A 17165-nucleotide genomic window follows, 5' to 3' on the forward strand; every position below is an offset into this window, starting at 1 on the left:
TTTCGGGGGTATTGAACCCCTCTCAATTGCCGCTCCTGTCCCTCCCCGACCTGAAGGTGCGGGGCTTCTCGGAGGTTTTCTGTGAGATGTCGTCAACTAGGGGTAAAGCCGTACCATCTGCCAGCCACCTTCCGTGCGCCGATAGCAGAGGCGATCGTGGAGGCGGTTCGGGCGACCTTGCCAAAATTCAATCAGGGTGGGTAGTACCCGGTACCCCCCCCAATGCTCTGGGCGGGGAACGTCCTCCCCATAGCGTGCCTCAATTTGCGCTAATTTTGCCTCTAACTCTGCGTAAGACTCTAAGACCTCACTCTGCTGTGAGGCCCACGCTCCCCAACGGCTCCCTAGGGGGCGCGTCGCAAAATAGTGATCCGACTCCGCCGCGCTAATGCGCTCCACCGTTCCCTCAATACGTACTTGGCGCTCTAGTTCTGCCCACCAAAAGACTAAGGCGGCCTTTGGAGTGTGCGCTAGCTCTTGGCCTTTGCGGCTGCGGTAGTTGGTGAAAAAGACAAACCCCCGTTCATCGAGTTCCTTGAGCAGCACTACGCGAGCCGCAGGCATCCCATCTAAGCCAATGGTGGCCAAAGTCATGGCATTCGGTTCAGGCAACTCAGCATTAACGGCCTCTGTAAACCACACTTGAAATTGATGGAGGGGGTTCGCCGCCACTTCGGTTTCGAGGAGGCGTTGGCGACGATAGTCGCGGCGTAGATCAGCAATGCGAGTCATGATTCCTTTTCGGGTTCAACAGGTGCAGTGTTTTCACTGATCCTAGAGGATTCTGTGGGGGGATGTCGCCACAGCGCACGGAAAAAGTAGCTGAGAACCAAGAAAATAAGGCCAAACCCCATAAACAGCAGTACCCGCCAAGCAGGGGCAAGGCTGATGAGGTCGATAATAAAGAGGCGGATAATTGTAATAACGAGGGTAATGAGGGCAACGATCCGCACCCCTGAGACATCCCGCCGTAGCCCATAGACGAGCAACCCCACCCCAAACAGTCCCCACAGCAGGGTGGCAGCTCCTGTGCCGAAGCTTGCCAATTCGTGTTGAATCCAGCCCAAGGTTAGGGCGTAGCCAAACACCCAATAGACGGGGCGGGTTGTGGCGGCCAAAAAGCGAGTACTCCCTAGCCCTGCGGCCATCACAATTAGGTCGGTGATGAATTCGCGATTGAGTAGTGGTGGGGTGCCTGCCGCCAGAATTAAAAAGCGAGCGGCCATCACTACGGTGAGGATCCCCCACCAGACATGGGCAATGGTTTGCAACGCGGCGGAGCGGTAGTACTGGGCAAGGTAGTGCAAAATTAACCCTTCAATGGCAAGGGGTGCCAAAATTAAGGGGTTGCTGTGGTAGCGATAGATAATGCCTGCCAAGATGAGCAACAATCCTGTTAGGCTATAAACCCAGCGCCAAGAGGGGGGAATCCGCCGCCATAGCAGACTCGTGACTAAGTACAGGGCACCAAAGGCAATAAAGATAGCCCCAACGGTCGTAGCAGACCAGTTCCAAACAACCGCCGACAAACTGAGAGTAATGAGTGGATTAAAGAGTGCTAAGGCTTGACCATGGGGAAGGGATGCACGGTCACGATTGCCCCACTGGTACCACGGTGGCAAGACGGTAAAGCCCAACCACGTCAGCCCTAGAATGGCTTGCAGGAACCACGGTGCTAGACCGGTTGCATTAAAGGCATTAACGGCAATACTGAGCACCAGCCAGCCGAGCCAAAAGCTAGACCACAGGAGCGATCGCCACCCTTTATAGGCGTAGATCCCCCAACTGCCCGCCACAATCACAAAGGTATAGGCGGCTAAGGCAAGGGGGCTACCGGATCCCTCGTACAGCAGGAAGGGCGTTGCTAGGCCGCCAAGGGTGCCAATCACTGAAAAGATCGCACGATTCTGCCGCAGGGCAAGGAAGAAGGCTGCTAAGGTCACCGCCACCATCAAAGGAAAGGCGATCGCCATTGAGACCACATCTAGCTGGTAGGCGGCAAACCCCGTAATGTAATAGGTGGCCAGCCCTCCCCCCTGAAGAAACTGACTAAAAATCGCGCGCTGCTGCAACCGCCACCCCAGCGCAATCAGTCCCGTTGCCATCAATAGCCCGATCGCCACCAGTACCCCATCGGTGAGCCAGCCAAGATCAATTGCGTATTTAAACAGGAAAGCAATCCCCAGCAACAGTAACCCAATCCCTAGGCGGTTGAGCCACAATTCCCAGTTTTGCAACCAATCGGTTTTGGGTGCACTCACAGGCCGTAGAGGTGGGGGTGTTTCAGGTGCAGAAACAGGGGCAGGCTGCTGTGACGGGCGATCCGGGACAGTTGTCGGCTGGTCTGAGGCAGGAGTAGGTGAAATTGGAGGTTGTTCTGGCTCGGGTGCCAGATCCTCGCGCAACACTGCTTCTTGGAGGATCCGCAGCGATCGCGCCAAGCCCGCAACCGTTGCTTCGAGTACCTCTAAACGCTGGCGCAGATCATCGATGTTGGCCATAAATTGCTCATCTGCGAGACATACTTCTGTTTTATGCACTACCGTGCCACCTCAAAACACTGGCAATACACTTTCTTAACTGGCTTGACCCCCGTCTGATGACCTTGGGATGCCAGCGCCAACGTTCCCCGCAAATCGTCCTATGCCACCCAGAAAAGGGAGTAAAAGGCAAATTTTCTCTGGGAAAAGAATCTGACTTTTGCGTGATCTAAATCACAAAAGACTTCAGAAATTAAAAATTAATTAGGAAATCTTTATAATTTTTACTTATTTTTGATCGACGACTGCAAATTCCGTCAACGTGCCAGTCTGTGTGAGTTTTAACAGTGTTCACTTTTTTTATTCTCTCTGCGAATGTTCGTCATGAACAAAAGGGTGCAGATGCTTGAGTTTTGGGGTTCGTGGTAGGTTGAAACAGTTCCGCTATGAGAGCGAACACGGCACCAGTACGGGTTAGCCTGTGACCTTGGTGCCCCGCTGTCCTGCCGTATGGATGCCCTTTTTAACGGACGCTTATGAAGAAAACGCTTTACATTGGTTTGACGACAACTGCGCTGGCGGTGTTCGGAGTGTTCTCCGACAGCCGTGCAAATACGCCCGCACCCGCAACCACCTCGGCTCCTGCTCCTGAGGCCGCCGTTGTTGCCAGCAAAGTGGGGGAACGCCAAGCCACTGCGCCCATTGCCACCCGGGCGATCGCCACCCTGCATCGCTACGAAAAGCAGGGTCGGGAAGCCATTACGGTCTATTTGCGAGGGATTCCCATTCTCACCTTCATGGGCACCAATGCCGCCCAGCCAGCAGGGGTGAAAGTTGCCACCGCCAGTGGTGGGGCCTCCCCTGAGCAAACCACCCTTTCGGATGCCGCGCAGCAGGCAACGATTTTAACTGCCCGCCTCAACCAACTCCACGAGCAAGGTTTTGATGCCAACTTAATACGGGTACGCTGGGATGGGCAGCAACAGCGCTATCGCATCTACGCCGACAAAGAGCACCTCCTCACCCTCAATAACCAGATTTTGCTACCCCAAAACCAGCAGCGCAGCGATGAAAATGCCCTGCGCATTGCCAACCTCATTCGGCGGCAGTTAGGGAATGCACCTGCCCTCACCAGTGTTGACGGCTCTGACAATACTGTAGTGGCCGTCGGCCCGATTCGTATGCAGGTTACTGGTATGGCCTCATGGTATGGCCCCGGCTTCCACGGTGCGCGCACCGCCAATGGTGAGCGGTTTAACCAAGATGCCATGACCGCCGCCCACAAAACACTGCCCTTTGGCACCCGGGTACGGGTTACCAACCTCCATAATGGGCGATCGGTGATTGTGCGGATTAACGACCGTGGCCCATTTACACCGGGACGGGAAATTGACCTCTCTCGCGGTGCGGCTGCTGCCATTGGCCTCATTGGGACTGGCGTCGGGCCAGTACGCATTGACGTATTGCAGTAGTATTGCAGTAACCCCACGGGGAAGGGGTGCTGCGGTACATCGCCATCCTCCAAGGGCAAAATGATAGAATGAACCACATGCTAGGGGTGTCTGTGATCACAGCAGGCTGAGAGTAAACCCTTAGAACCTGAACCGGATCATGCTGGCGCAGGGAAGCTGTCTAGAGAGGATTCTATCAATGGTGCGTAGCGAATGGATTGCTGCTCGTAAGGGGCAGGATAATGTTACTCAGATGCATTATGCCCGCCAAGGGATCATCACCGAGGAAATGCACTATGTGGCGCGGCGCGAGAACCTACCCCCAGAACTCATCCGCGATGAAGTGGCGCGGGGGCGGATGATTAYCCCCGCCAATATTAATCACCCTAATCTTGAACCGATGGCCATTGGCATTGCTTCTAAATGCAAGGTTAATGCCAACATTGGTGCCTCTCCCAACTCCTCTAACTTAGAGGAAGAACTGGCCAAGCTGCATCTGGCGGTGAAGTACGGTGCAGATACGGTGATGGATCTCTCGACGGGCGGCGGTGATCTCGATGCCATTCGCACCGCCATTATTAATGCCTCGCCGGTGCCCATTGGCACCGTACCGATTTATCAAGCCCTTGAGAGTGTCCATGGCAATATAGATCGGCTCACGGCGGACGATTTCCTCCATGTCATTGAAAAGCACGCCCAACAAGGGGTGGACTATATGACCATCCATGCGGGTATTCTCATTGAATACTTGCCCTTGGTGAAAAACCGCATTACGGGTATTGTCTCTCGGGGGGGCGGTATTTTGGCGAAGTGGATGCTGCACCACCATAAGCAAAACCCCCTTTATACTCACTTCCGCGACATTATCGAGATTTTTAAAAAATACGATGTCTCGTTCTCGCTGGGGGATTCCCTCCGCCCGGGCTGTCTTCATGATGCCTCTGACGAAGCGCAATTGGCGGAGCTAAAAACCCTTGGGGAACTCACCCGCAAGGCGTGGGAGCACGATGTGCAGGTGATGGTAGAAGGCCCCGGCCATGTGCCGATGGATCAAATTGAATTCAATGTGCGTAAACAAATGGAGGAGTGCTCTGAAGCCCCCTTCTATGTGCTTGGGCCGTTGGTGACGGATATTGCCCCCGGCTATGACCACATTACCAGTGCCATTGGCGCGGCGATGGCTGGATGGTACGGCACCGCAATGCTGTGCTACGTCACGCCTAAGGAACACCTGGGCTTACCCAATGCTGAAGATGTCCGCAATGGCTTAATTGCCTATAAGATTGCAGCCCATGCAGCGGATATTGCTCGCCACCGTCCGGGAGCACGCGATCGCGATGATCAACTCTCCCATGCTCGCTATAACTTTGACTGGAATAAGCAGTTTGAGTTGGCCTTAGACCCAGACCGGGCGCGGGAGTACCACGATGAAACCCTCCCCGCCGATATTTACAAGACCGCTGAGTTTTGCTCGATGTGTGGGCCGAAGTTCTGCCCCATGCAAACCAAAGTGGATGCTGAGGCACTAGCGGAGCTGGAGCAGTTCTTGGCCAAAGATAAAGATACCGTCAGCGTTTAAGGGACTGCGGGCGTCAGTCATGATCTCCCTGCTCGGGGTTGATGGGGGGGTGATCCTCTTGGTGGCGATCGCCCTCCTTTTTGATGTCACCAACGGCTTTCATGATGCGGCCAATGCTATTGCAACGGTGGTGGCCACCCGCGCCCTCTCGTTGCGTTCAGCTCTGATTGTGGCGGCGATCGCCAACTTTGCGGGAGCCTTTTTAAGTACTCGCGTGGCACTGACCATTGAGCAGGGGATTCTCGAGCGCAGCCAACTGGGCGGTCATTGGCTCGGGGTCATTGCTGCTGCCTTGGTGGGGGCAGTGCTTTGGAACCTGCTGACGTGGTATTGGGGACTGCCCAGCAGTTCCTCCCACGCACTCATTGGGGGGTTGGTGGGGGCGGCAGTGGCTCAAGGGGCGGCAAACGCTGTGCGCTGGCAGGGAATTGTGCAGGCAGTCGTGATACCCATGGTGCTCTCGCCATTGCTAGCAGTGGCGGTGGGAATGACCCTGATGGCACTGGTAGAGCATCTCCTGCAATGGGTGGGAGAAGTACCTGAGCCGCGCTGGCAACACCTCCAAATTCTCAGCGGTACCCTAATGGCCTTTGCCCACGGTGCCAATGATGCCCAGAAAACCATGGGGGTGATTACGCTGGCCTTAGTGAGTGTTGGTCAGTTGTCTCCAGAGGCCGGTGTTCCCCTGTGGGTCATTGCGCTCTGTGCCGTGGCGATCGCCATGGGCACCTACGGCGGTGGGGAGCGAATTATTCGTACTACCGGCGAAAAAATTACCACCCTTGACCCCCTTAGTGGATGCATGGCCAACCTCAGTGCTGCCCTAACGGTCACAGCCGCTAGTCTTGTAGGGTTTCCCGTCAGTACCACCCAAGTTGTCGTCGGTGCCATTACAGGCGCAGGCTATCAACACCATCCTGAGCTAGGGGTGAACTGGCAAACGTGGCGGCATATTCTAGTGGCATGGGTCTTGACGGTTCCCGGCGCTGCAGTCGTGGCAGCAGCCATGGCTTGGGGATTTAGCAGAAAACAATAGATCAGGCGTGAGGCAAGACGTGGTGAATTTAGGGGTGCTTGTGACTATCCTCTGGGGCAGGCAAACGGTATGCGGCAGCGAGTCAGCCAAGAGGTATGGGGTGTGGTGGCTGGGGTGCTGGCCATGGTTGCAGGTTCGATCCTCATTGTGGAGGCTGTACGCCAAATCAACCAAGTTGAAATATGCTAGCGACTCATGCTACCGTACCGATCCTGTCCCGTTCTATCTTGGGGTACCTTGGAGATTTAGATGAAAGTTGTTTGTTCACAGACTGCCCTCAGCAGTAAACTGGCTCCCCTGAGTCGAGTTGCCCCCAGCAATCCTTCCCACCCCATACTGGCCAACATTCTGCTCCAAGCGGACGATGGTCGTCTCGGTCTCTCCGTCTTTGACCTTAGCCTTGGTATGCAGATTTGGTTAGACGCTGAGGTTAAAGTGAGTGGCGCTATCACCGTCTCCGCCAAACTGTTTAGCGAGATGGTGTCTCGGATGCCCAATCGGGATATTGAAATCACCGCCGAAGACACCCGCGTCATTCTCGACTATGGCACGGGTCACTTTGAAATTCAAGGTATGAGTGCCGAAGAATTCCCCGCTCTCCCTAATCTGGACGACATCCCCCCCATTACTCTCCCTGCTAACACCCTCCGGGAAGGGTTACACAGCACCCTCTTTGCTGCCAGTGCGGATGAAAGCAAACAAATCCTCACTGGGTTGCACGTCACCTTTGAAATCGATCGCCTTGAATTTGCCGCCACCGATGGTCATCGTCTTGCAGTTACCCTCACCGAGCAGCCCATCCCCACCGCTCTTTCCCCCATCACTATCCCTGCCAAATCTCTCAAAGACCTAGAGAGACTCATGTCTAAGCAAGATAGCGAGATTATGCTCCGCTGTGACCCCACCCAAGTGGTCTTTGATATTGGTACCGATGCCCGCATTACCAGTCGCCTCCTTGAAGGCCAATATCCCAACTATCGCCAACTCATCCCCAAAACCTTTGAGCGACAAGTGACAGTGGATCGCATTGCCCTGAGCAATGCCCTTGAGCGCATCGCCATTCTCGCGGCTCAAAAAAATAATGTCGTCAAAATCAGTATTAATGCCAGCGAGCAACAACTGAATCTGTCTGCCGAAGCCCCCCAGCTCGGAGAAGGCAAAGAGGATCTACCTGCGCAAATTTCTGGGGACTCCATTGATATTGCCTTCAACGTTAAGTACTTGCTTGATGGGCTAAAAGTGATGGACAGCACCGAGGTGCAACTGCAACTGAACAGCAGCACCCAACCTGCCATTCTGCGTCCCCTTGGCGAGACCCAGATGACTTACCTTGTCATGCCGATCCAAATTCGCAATTAGCGCAAAAAATTGCTGGTGAGCCAAAAGGTGATAAATACGCCTAACCCAACGGTTTGATCGACGCTCAAGAGCATTCCTGGGAAGAGGTGATAGATAGCAACGGCTACCACGGCACCAACGATGAGGGCCATCAATGTGAGTAAAAAGGCGCGACCCAGCCGCTGTTCCTTGCGCTGTAACCACACAAGGTTAAAGCCAACACCCAAGGAGAGCACCAGGGCGATCGTATCTGGATTCGCTTGAGAGATGCCGATCGCCATCAGAGCAGCATAGACTGACGATGTAATTAGGATGCCGCGCAAGGATGGCATATCTAACTGTTGCTGCCACCACTTCAGTGCAGGGTGAGTGCCAATACGATTGATTTTGGCCGGTGCTGACTCGGCCAGTCGCTCGGCATAGCGAATCCGCTCTGGTACTTTGATTTTGCCTTCCTGTCGCTGGCGCAAGCGATCCATCAAAATGGCATCGTAGGCAGCTTCAATTTCTGTGCGCTGCCGCTCGTCCCCCGGATGGGTGGCGATTAACGCATCCCGTGCTTCCTTGATCTGCTCAAAGGAAGCATCTTCTGAAACTTGGAGCTTTTCGTAAGGGTTGTCACTCATGGCGGAGTTGTCCATTGGCCATTTATTTGGAGCAGTGTCAACAGTAAGTCTAAGGCCACCTTAGCATCATGGCCTGCCCTCAAATTCTAGCAAGTAGTTGTCGGGCAAGCGTTTCCATGGGTATTCTTCCCCCAATCAAACCACTGGAGCTACCCCTAATCGTAACAAAAATTTTACTTTCAGTAACTGTAATTATTTTTTACAATACGTCTGCCCTTTAGGGGTTCACGACCGTTTCTAGGCCATCCAGATCTTGGGGGCGATCGCCCCCCTATTTTTTGGGGTACGACATCCTTGGCGATCGCCCCGTAGGGAGGGAATGAACACTGCTCCTGACATGGAAAGTGAGCAGTCGCACCTGCAAAAGAGCTTTTTATATTTTTATACTTTTTATATAAAAGATAAATAAAAAAATAGCTTTTTCAAACCTTATAAAATTTCTATGGCTTTTATCAGAATTTAAGAGCCAATAGTAATTCTTAGATTTTTTTAATTATTAACTAGAATTTATTACAGAAAAAATATTTTATGCTCCCCCTCCCCATGTCCAGCAATGCCCCTGAGAATGGCAATAGGTCATCGCGTTACTCCAATCATCACAGGGAGGCAAACCTTGAAGCTCGCAGTTTACGGTAAAGGTGGCATTGGCAAATCCACGACCAGTTGCAACATCTCGGTAGCATTAGCTCGGCGGGGCAAAAAAGTCCTGCAAATCGGCTGTGATCCTAAGCACGACAGTACCTTTACCCTTACGGGGTTTTTGATTCCCACGATCATTGACACCCTTCAAGCCAAGGACTATCACTACGAAGATGTCTGGCCCGAAGATGTGATCTACAAAGGCTACGGCGGTGTGGACTGCGTCGAAGCGGGTGGGCCGCCCGCTGGGGCAGGCTGTGGCGGTTATGTGGTGGGTGAAACAGTAAAGTTGCTCAAGGAACTGAATGCCTTTGACGAGTACGATGTCATTCTCTTTGATGTGCTAGGGGATGTTGTCTGTGGTGGGTTTGCTGCCCCCCTCAACTATGCCGACTACTGCCTCATTGTCACTGACAATGGCTTCGATGCTCTGTTTGCAGCCAATCGTATTGCGGCCTCAGTCCGGGAAAAAGCCCGGACTCATCCCTTGCGCCTAGCGGGGCTGATTGGCAACCGCACCAGCAAGCGGGATCTCATTGAAAAGTATGTGGAAGCGGTGCCGATGCCGATCCTCGAAGTGCTACCCCTGATTGAGGATATCCGGGTATCGCGGGTCAAGGGCAAAACCCTGTTTGAGATGGCCGAACAAGATCCTAGCCTTAACCCAGTGTGCGATTACTACTTGAATATCGCGGATCAGGTATTGGCACAGCCAGAAGGGGTTGTACCTAAGGATGCCCCTGATCGCGATCTCTTTGCGCTGCTGTCAGATTTCTATTTGAATCCGACAACGGCCACACCGGCAGGCGATCGCCAACTCCTAACGGTGTAAAACTCCCCTAGAATACTCCACGGAACCCGATTCAATGGAGTGATCATGAATCCTGAGCAATTACGGCAAACGGTGCGCAGCAAGTGGCTGGCCTACTACCAAGAAAATCGACCTTGGATTGTCCGTCTCGCGATTTGGAGTAACTACCGTGGTCAGCGGCGGCCGTCCTCCAGCTTTATTTTGGGGGTCTTAAGTGCCCTAGAGCCACGCCTGTCGGATGCCTTGCCTGTGATTGTCGAACTGAGTAATGATCCCGACCGCATTATTTCTGCCCTTGGCCTGAACTTCAATCCCGATGAAGCACTAGCCAATGGCGACAACGCTGTGCCAGTGACGCCCGAACCGCGATTACTGCCCCCTAAGCCCTTTGTCAGTAATCGTGCTGAAGAACACGCTGAGGGTGCCCTGCAACATCGTCAACCCTAATTACCTCGCTGGAGACCCCTGCCATGACCACCACTGCTCCCAATGCGCTGAACGTTGAGTGCGAAACCGGAAACTACCACACCTTTTGCCCCATTAGTTGTGTGGCGTGGCTGTACCAAAAAATTGAAGATAGCTTCTTTTTAGTGATTGGGACTAAAACCTGTGGCTACTTCTTGCAAAATGCCATGGGGGTGATGATTTTTGCCGAGCCGCGTTATGCCATGGCGGAACTGGAAGAAGGGGATATTTCAGCACAGCTCAACGATTACGAAGAGCTAAAGCGACTGTGCTTGCAAATTAAGCGCGATCGCAACCCCAGCGTCATTGTCTGGATTGGCACCTGCACCACCGAAATTATCAAGATGGATCTAGAGGGACTAGCTCCCAAACTAGAGGCAGAAATTGGCATTCCCATTGTGGTTGCTCGAGCCAACGGTTTAGACTATGCCTTTACCCAAGGGGAAGACACCGTTTTAGCCGCCATGGCGGCCCGCTGCCCCACGCCCACCGCCGTCACCAATACCGAAGAGCGCAACCCCATTCAACGCCTGCTGAACTTTGGCAAGAAAAAAGAAGAGGTGCAAGCGGAGGCAAGCCAGTATCACGATCACCCTCCCTTGGTTCTCTTCGGCTCGCTGCCGGATCCCGTTGTGACCCAACTGACCCTAGAGCTAAAAAAACAGGGGATTCAGGTGTCGGGCTGGCTCCCTAGTAAACGCTACACCGAGCTGCCTGTGGTGGATGAGGGCTACTACGTGGCTGGGGTGAATCCCTTTTTAAGCCGTACGGCCACAACCTTAATGCGCCGCCGCAAGTGCAACCTCATTAATGCCCCCTTCCCCATTGGTCCCGATGGCACGCGGGCATGGGTGGAAGCCCTCTGTACTACCTTTGGCATCGAACCCCAAGGACTGGCGGAGCGCGAAGCCCAAACCTGGGAAAAACTGGCAGATTATCTCGAACTTGTGCGCGGCAAGTCAGTCTTTTTCATGGGGGATAATCTCTTAGAAATTTCCCTAGCACGGTTTTTGATTCGCTGTGGGATGCGGGTGCACGAAATTGGTATTCCCTACATGGATAAGCGCTACCAAGCGGCAGAGTTGAACCTGCTCAGCCAAACCTGTGCTGCGATGGATCATCCTCTGCCCACCATCGTTGAAAAGCCCGATAACTATAACCAACTGCAACGCATTAAGGCTCTGCAACCGGATCTAGTGATTACGGGGATGGCGCACGCTAACCCCCTCGAAGCACGGGGGATTAGTACCAAATGGTCAGTGGAGTTTACCTTTGCCCAAATCCACGGCTTTGGCAATGCCCGCGATATTTTGGAGCTGGTGACCCGCCCCCTGCGACGCAATCACGCTCTCGCAGGGCTGGGATGGCAGCAATTAGTCTAAATGTGTCTGAATATCTTAATCTAGGCTCAAGGCTGGGTTAGCGATGACCGTAGAAGCGAGTGGCAAAGTTTTGCGATCGCGTCGGTGAGAGTTGTCGTGCCTTGAGAATGGCCGCGGTTAAAAATAGATAGGCCAAAATTCCAACCATGGCTAACCCCATGGGGCCAAAACTGGCCGCAGAGGCATTCCAGAGAGCGTGCAAAAACGCAGATAGCCCCAGCCCCACGATCACAATGAGCAGCGCATAGCGAGGGCGCAGCACACTCAAGCCAATGCAGTAGCCCAAGTAGCCGGTGTAGGCCATGTGGCCGGTCAGGGATCCCAACACCCGCGGAATAAGGACTTGTAAGCCTGCTAGATCCCCAAACTGCCCTGCGATTCCGGGCACATAGTGTCCGAGGGTTTCCATCCAAGTAAAGCCCAGCCCTGAGGCGGCTCCCAAAAGAATGCCATCCAATGGCTCCCAGACCCCAATCTTTTGTTGCCACGGACTGGGTAACCAGCGCCCCAAGCCATAGGCCACAGCAATGGGCATCGCTTTGAGCAATTCTTCCATGAGTCCTGCGCCAATAAAATTATGCCCCAGCAACACCCAAAAGGAGGGATCAGGGGGGCGAAGTTGGCCAGGCAGCACGGTGCGAAACACATAGATCATGGCCGGCAAGATTGGACTTTGCAGAATCAGAATCTCAAGGGTCAGACTGGCTAAGAGTACCCACCACGGTTTGCGTTTGCCACATAGTTGATAGATGAAGTAATAGGCGGCACTACCTAGGTACAGTGCCAAAATCACCTTAAAGGCATTGGGGTTACCCGCAGTTGCAAAGAGCAGGATGACGGCAATGACCGTAACAATTCCGGGGACAAGGTAGGCTTTGCGCACCCAGTCGGGATGAATGGCGAAAATGGGTAGCAGTTGGGTGAGGGTCAGTTGCTGATCGGGAGTGGTGCTGACCACATCGGTGAGGGGCAAGTATTCCAACACAAATTCAGGGCCTTGGCGACCTAACTGAATGCGATCGCCCGCCTTCAGGAGCGTCTCCTGCTCGATCCGTTGTTGGTTGACGTAGGTGCCGTTCACGCTGCCTAGATCCACAATTGACCATTGGGGAATTCTGTTGGGGGCAGGCGTAGCACAGTTAAACTGAGCATGGTGGCGAGAGACCGATGTGTAGAGTTGGGAGTCAAGGACAATGTGACAGGTCTCCGGATCGCGCCCCATAATTGTTGGTTCCTGTTGTGAGAGCCAAAACTGCGCCATTTCCGGTGCCACCTGCCGCAGCACACCCGCATACTTGAGGGTTGGGTTGAGGGAAAAACGGGGGCGATCGCCAGTCATATCATGGGTTCCAATCCCTGGGTTTCACCACAGGCGGTCAATGACTAGAATACCTAGAATACTAAGGTCGGCACTCCCCCTACCAGCTAGCGAGAACCTGCATAGGACAGTTGCCAACGCCGTAGAGCGAACTATCTGGTTCAAGGGCAGTGAGATGATCAAGGTACTTTCCTTCCCGATGATGACGGAGCGGCAACACCCCCTCATTCAACCTCTTTTAGAGTGGTCAGATGAGGCATTGATTCATGGGTTTCAGGATGAGCGCGATCGCGGCTGCTACTTCATTGCGCTCTACTGTCGCTACGCTCCCTTGGTTTACAGTGTCTTGCAACACCATGGGAAATCGCCTGTACAGGTTGATTACCTCTTTGCCAAAATGTGGCATACCCTCTTTTTTAGTCTTGATCTCGTAGAATTCACGCCGACGGGAATTAGGGTTGGTGACGAAGAAGCTGCATCGCTGCGCAACTGGATTGTCAATCGTACTGCCACACTGATTCAAGAAGATCTGCCGGGTATCGAGTACATTACCTATACTCTGAAGGATGCCCCTCCCCCCCTCTGGTGCTATCTTGAGGCCAGCCTTGCGTATTTGCCTGCTCTCACCCGCTTGGTGTTGGTGACTACCCAAACCTTCCATTGGAGTTTAGAGCGAGTACGGGCGTATCTGGAAGTCCAAGGGGAAACGGTTAGCCTCGCAGAACTTCAGCAGCACCTAGAGCAGGGGTTAGATATGCTGGGCGATCGCCTCCCCAGCGATGTCCGTGAGATTTACTTGACCCCACCTTCATCTGTGCCAGAACAGGAGAGCGACGCCCTCTTTCCAGACACTACAGAGCAACTAGAGACCAACTCCACGCCGCCAGAGCCAGCCAGCCACTCCGATAGTAGTATTGATACGCTTCTTGAGGAATGGGAATTAATTTTGTCGAGTTAGCAAGTGCCCAAGGGTGTTGCTGAATGTGGCTATGAATTGCCCTCATCCCCAACCCTTCTCCCCAGGGAGAAGGGAGCTAAGAGTCTTGTTCCCTCTCCTTTGGGAGAGGGCTAGGGTGAGGGCGGCAAAAGACTCAAACCCGAAAGTTATACATCTATTTAGCAACTATTTGGCAACTATTTAGCAACGCCTGCCCAAGCTGTCCGCATCGCCTCCTAAGCAAAGATACTTAGTGGGAACCGCCTATGTTAAAGTCTGATGGTAGTCGTGTCCTCTCTGGTGCCTAAGGCTGGATGGGGGTGACACGTGTAATGGCTACAGTGTTTACGGAAAAATTCATGACCCAAGCAACCGTTGCTAAACCGCCTTTTGCATGGCCTACCGCCTCCTTTATTATTTTTGTCCATCTGGGTGCGTTGCTGGCCTTTGTGCCCGGGATGTTTAGTTGGTCGGCGGTGCTGCTGGCCTTTGTTTTGCATTGGCTAACCGCTGGGATTGGTATTACCCTGGGTTGGCATCGGTTGGTAACCCACCGCAGCTTTCAAGTTCCCAAATGGCTTGAGTACGTCTTGGTGTTTTGCGGAACGCTCTCAATGGAAGGGGGACCCATCTGGTGGGTGGGCTTACACCGCCATCATCACCTCTACTCCGATCAGCCTAACGATCACCACGATTCCCGTAAAGGCTTTTGGTGGAGCCACATTGAGTGGATGTTTCGCCAAGTGCCAGCAGAAGCAGAAATTCCTCGCTTCACCAAGGATATTGCCGACGACCCGGTGTATCAGTTCTTAGATAAATATTTCCTGCCAATTCAATTGGTTCTGGCTGTGGTACTCTACCTATGGGGCGGCTGGCCGTTTGTGGTGTGGGGGATTTTTGTGCGTTTGGTTACGGTGTATCACACAACATGGTTGGTGAATAGTGCCACCCATACCTTTGGTTACCGCACGTTTGAGACCTCTGATTACTCCACAAACTGCTGGTGGGTTGCCTTGCTCACCTTTGGCGAAGGCTGGCACAATAATCACCACGCTTACCAGTACTCTGCTCGCCATGGCTTGCAGTGGTGGGAAATTGATCTGACGTGGTTAACTATTCGTCTATTGCAGGCGTTGGGCTTGGCAACCAAGGTTCGTTTGGTGGAGGCACCAGCGACTCCCTCGCAGGAGTAAGCAAGGATGCGGCTGCTGATTCTCGGCTGTGGCTATACGGGAGCGCGGCTGGGGCGATCGCTCCGCTCTAGGGGGGTTGAGGTGGTTGTGACCAATCGTACTGGGGTAAGGCCACCGGAACTGGCGGATGTGCCCTGCTACCCCTTCGATGGTGAGCGAACTCCCCTTGATCCGGCAGCGTTAGAGGGGGTGACCCATGTTCTGTCTAGTATTCCCCCGGATCGCCAAGGTGAGGATGCAGTTCTCAAGAGGCTGCTGCCACGCTTAGAACGTCAGGGATTGGTGTGGTTTGGTTATCTCTCAACAACGGGGGTCTATGGCGATTGCCAAGGGAAGTGGGTGGATGAAACGACGCCGGTGAACCCCCAGAACCCGCGATCGCGCCAGCGGGTCGCCATTGAGCAGGCATTTCTCAACGCGGATCTGCCGACGCATATTTTCCGGCTCCCCGGAATTTATGGCCCAGGCGCCGGCCGTAATGCCATTAGTCGCATCCTTGAGGGGAAGGTGCAGCTTATTGATAAGCCCGGCCACTACTTTTGCCGTATTCATGTGGATGATATTGTCCAAACCCTAGAGCGATCGCTAGAGTTCCCCACCCCCCACACGATCTATAACCTCAGCGATGATCAGCCGTCGGAATCCCTGCCGGTGCTGCTAGAAGCCTACCGTCTGTTGGGTCGTCCTGCGCCTGCGGCAATTCCCCTCGCCCAAGCTGATCTTAGCCCGATGGCGCTCTCCTTTTGGCAGGAGTCGCGGCGGGTGCGCAATGACAAAATCAAGCAAGTGCTGGGCGTCAGGTTGCGCTACCCCTCGTACCGCGAAGGGCTGGCGGCTATTTTACGGGATACTCCAGCCAGCGTACTCCAAGCTGGCCATGGCGCTTAACCCCTGCTGGAGGCACAGGCCAAAAACGCGACTGGCGGCAATCGCTGCGGTGCCTTGGAGGGTCACCCCCAGAAGTTTGCCGTTGCTCCCTAGGATCATCTCTCCCCAATTGGGGTCGTCAGCGGGGTAGTGAATGGTCTGTACCTGTACGGTTGGCCCCCATTGTCGCTGCGCTTGGCGGTGGTTCCATCCCACCCGTGCTAGGGGGGTCGGAATCGGCAGCCACCACGGCTGACAGCGGTACTCAAGGGGAGACGGGTGCCCCAACAGCAGGTTGGCGGCGATCGCCCCCGCTTCGGCGGCCGTCAACGACGGTAAGGTGTACCCCTTGTGCCACGCACCACAGGCGTAAATTTGTGGGTGACTGGTGCGCCCGTAACGATTTAGCAGCAACCAGCCATGGCGATCGGTGTTGAGGGGCTCAAGGTTGAGGGGAGCGAGGGCGGGGGGGAGCCGTGGTGTAGATCTGCCACACTGCAGCTGAACCGTGATCCCTAGGGCTTCTAAGGCCGCCTGCAGGCGATCGTTAAACCACGGGTCTTCGGTGGGAACGAGGCGATCGCCACCGACGTGCCACGCTTGATGGGAACAGTCCCCAGACCACGATTGCCAAGCCAGAGCCTCAGCAATCTCGACCCCCGTGCCCTGCATAACCGGCATGGTGGGGAGCATAGCAGGTAGCGCATCCACCAAAAGATAGCCCCGTGCGTACAGCCTATCCTGTTCAATTTGGAAATGACACTGGGGCTGCCAGACAAACTTACCGGTGCCGCTGAGGACATCTATCCCTGCTAGGTTCAAGACCGTTGGCGCATAGAGGCGCTGTCCCTGCTGAACCATGCCCTGAAATCGTTGCCAACTGGCCGCATCTAAACGAGAGGGTGGAGCCACAGACAACCACCAGCGTTGCCATTGCCACTGCCACTGAGCCTCTGGGGGCGGCAGTACTAGGCCAATGCGGCCAACAGGGGCATACCGATAGGCAACCTCAAGGGCGACGGGGCTGGCCGCAACCATGACAA

At 54.2% G+C, this 17165-nt stretch carries 15 protein-coding genes and 1 riboswitch; of the genes, 10 read left to right on the forward strand and 5 right to left on the reverse strand.

All coding sequences use genetic code 11. The features are described 5' to 3' along the window. Positions 1–96 precede the first annotated feature (96 nt). Both pdxH and L5220_RS03305 read right to left on the reverse strand, forming a co-directional pair. The gene (gene pdxH / locus L5220_RS03300; RefSeq protein WP_499571572.1) at positions 97–732 is read right to left on the reverse strand and encodes a pyridoxamine 5'-phosphate oxidase; all 636 of its coding nucleotides are present in this window, start codon (positions 730–732) and stop codon (positions 97–99) included. After that, positions 729–2501, reverse strand: a complete 1773-nt coding sequence (locus L5220_RS03305; RefSeq protein WP_499571574.1) for a DUF2339 domain-containing protein — start codon at positions 2499–2501, stop codon at positions 729–731. Before L5220_RS03305 ends, pdxH begins: the two co-directional genes overlap by 4 nt. Positions 2502–3016: 515 nt before the next feature. Between L5220_RS03305 and L5220_RS03310 the strand changes: the two genes are divergently transcribed. The 4 genes from L5220_RS03310 to dnaN all read left to right on the forward strand — a co-directional run bounded on the left by L5220_RS03310 (position 3017) and on the right by dnaN (position 7905). Further along, complete coding sequence (locus L5220_RS03310; protein ID WP_499571576.1) at positions 3017–3952, forward strand: septal ring lytic transglycosylase RlpA family protein; 936 nt, start codon at positions 3017–3019, stop codon at positions 3950–3952. 72 nt (positions 3953–4024) lie between these two features. Then, positions 4025–4123, forward strand: a riboswitch (TPP riboswitch). A gap of 10 nt (positions 4124–4133) precedes the next feature. After that, positions 4134–5510, forward strand: coding sequence for a phosphomethylpyrimidine synthase (gene thiC / locus L5220_RS03315; protein ID WP_499571724.1), 1377 nt, complete (start codon positions 4134–4136; stop codon positions 5508–5510). A 19-nt stretch (positions 5511–5529) separates the two neighbouring features. Then, positions 5530–6546 carry an inorganic phosphate transporter gene (locus L5220_RS03320; RefSeq protein ID WP_499571578.1) on the forward strand — a complete coding sequence of 339 codons (1017 nt, stop codon included), beginning with the start codon at positions 5530–5532 and terminating at the stop codon, positions 6544–6546. Positions 6547–6795: 249 nt separating this feature from the next. Then, positions 6796–7905 (forward strand): DNA polymerase III subunit beta, encoded by a 1110-nt coding sequence (dnaN, locus tag L5220_RS03325; RefSeq protein WP_499571580.1) that lies wholly within the window; start codon positions 6796–6798, stop codon positions 7903–7905. Here the strand turns inward: dnaN and L5220_RS03330 are convergent. Next, on the reverse strand, positions 7902–8510 hold the full coding sequence (locus tag L5220_RS03330; protein ID WP_499571582.1) for a CPP1-like family protein: 609 nt from the start codon (positions 8508–8510) through the stop codon (positions 7902–7904). The genes dnaN and L5220_RS03330 overlap by 4 nt on opposite strands. A gap of 613 nt (positions 8511–9123) precedes the next feature. On the opposite strand from L5220_RS03330, the gene bchL reads away from it, so the two are divergent. From bchL to L5220_RS03345, 3 genes are read left to right on the forward strand one after another with little or no spacing between them, the layout of a single operon-like run. Continuing rightward, a complete protein-coding gene (gene bchL / locus L5220_RS03335; RefSeq protein ID WP_099798749.1) occupies positions 9124–9981 on the forward strand; it encodes a ferredoxin:protochlorophyllide reductase (ATP-dependent) iron-sulfur ATP-binding protein in 858 nt (285 codons plus the stop codon). Between the two features lie 45 nt (positions 9982–10026). Next, positions 10027–10407 carry a DUF5331 domain-containing protein gene (locus tag L5220_RS03340; RefSeq protein ID WP_499571584.1) on the forward strand — a complete coding sequence of 127 codons (381 nt, stop codon included), beginning with the start codon at positions 10027–10029 and terminating at the stop codon, positions 10405–10407. Between the two features lie 23 nt (positions 10408–10430). After that, positions 10431–11807, forward strand: a complete 1377-nt coding sequence (locus tag L5220_RS03345) for a ferredoxin:protochlorophyllide reductase (ATP-dependent) subunit N (protein ID WP_448527874.1) — start codon at positions 10431–10433, stop codon at positions 11805–11807. Between the two features lie 37 nt (positions 11808–11844). Here L5220_RS03345 and L5220_RS03350 read toward each other — a convergent pair whose 3' ends face one another. Next, complete coding sequence (locus tag L5220_RS03350) at positions 11845–13146, reverse strand: PrsW family glutamic-type intramembrane protease (RefSeq protein ID WP_499571587.1); 1302 nt, start codon at positions 13144–13146, stop codon at positions 11845–11847. Between the two features lie 154 nt (positions 13147–13300). Here L5220_RS03350 and L5220_RS03355 point away from each other — a divergent pair, with 154 nt between their 5' ends. From L5220_RS03355 to L5220_RS03365, 3 genes are all read left to right on the forward strand, one after another. Further along, positions 13301–14083, forward strand: a complete 783-nt coding sequence (locus tag L5220_RS03355) for a hypothetical protein (RefSeq protein ID WP_499571589.1) — start codon at positions 13301–13303, stop codon at positions 14081–14083. A 311-nt stretch (positions 14084–14394) separates the two neighbouring features. Continuing rightward, complete coding sequence (locus L5220_RS03360) at positions 14395–15255, forward strand: acyl-CoA desaturase (RefSeq protein WP_499571591.1); 861 nt, start codon at positions 14395–14397, stop codon at positions 15253–15255. A gap of 6 nt (positions 15256–15261) precedes the next feature. Beyond that, positions 15262–16143: an SDR family oxidoreductase gene (locus L5220_RS03365; protein WP_499571593.1), complete on the forward strand. Its 882-nt coding sequence runs from the start codon at positions 15262–15264 to the stop codon at positions 16141–16143. Here the strand turns inward: L5220_RS03365 and L5220_RS03370 are convergent. Further along, positions 16096–17160: a hypothetical protein gene (locus L5220_RS03370; RefSeq protein ID WP_499571595.1), complete on the reverse strand. Its 1065-nt coding sequence runs from the start codon at positions 17158–17160 to the stop codon at positions 16096–16098. The genes L5220_RS03365 and L5220_RS03370 overlap by 48 nt on opposite strands. Positions 17161–17165 lie beyond the last annotated feature (5 nt).

This window comes from Synechococcus sp. PCC 6716 (assembly GCF_022570815.1).
GTDB classification, from domain to species: domain Bacteria; phylum Cyanobacteriota; class Cyanobacteriia; order Thermosynechococcales; family Thermosynechococcaceae; genus Thermosynechococcus; species Thermosynechococcus lividus.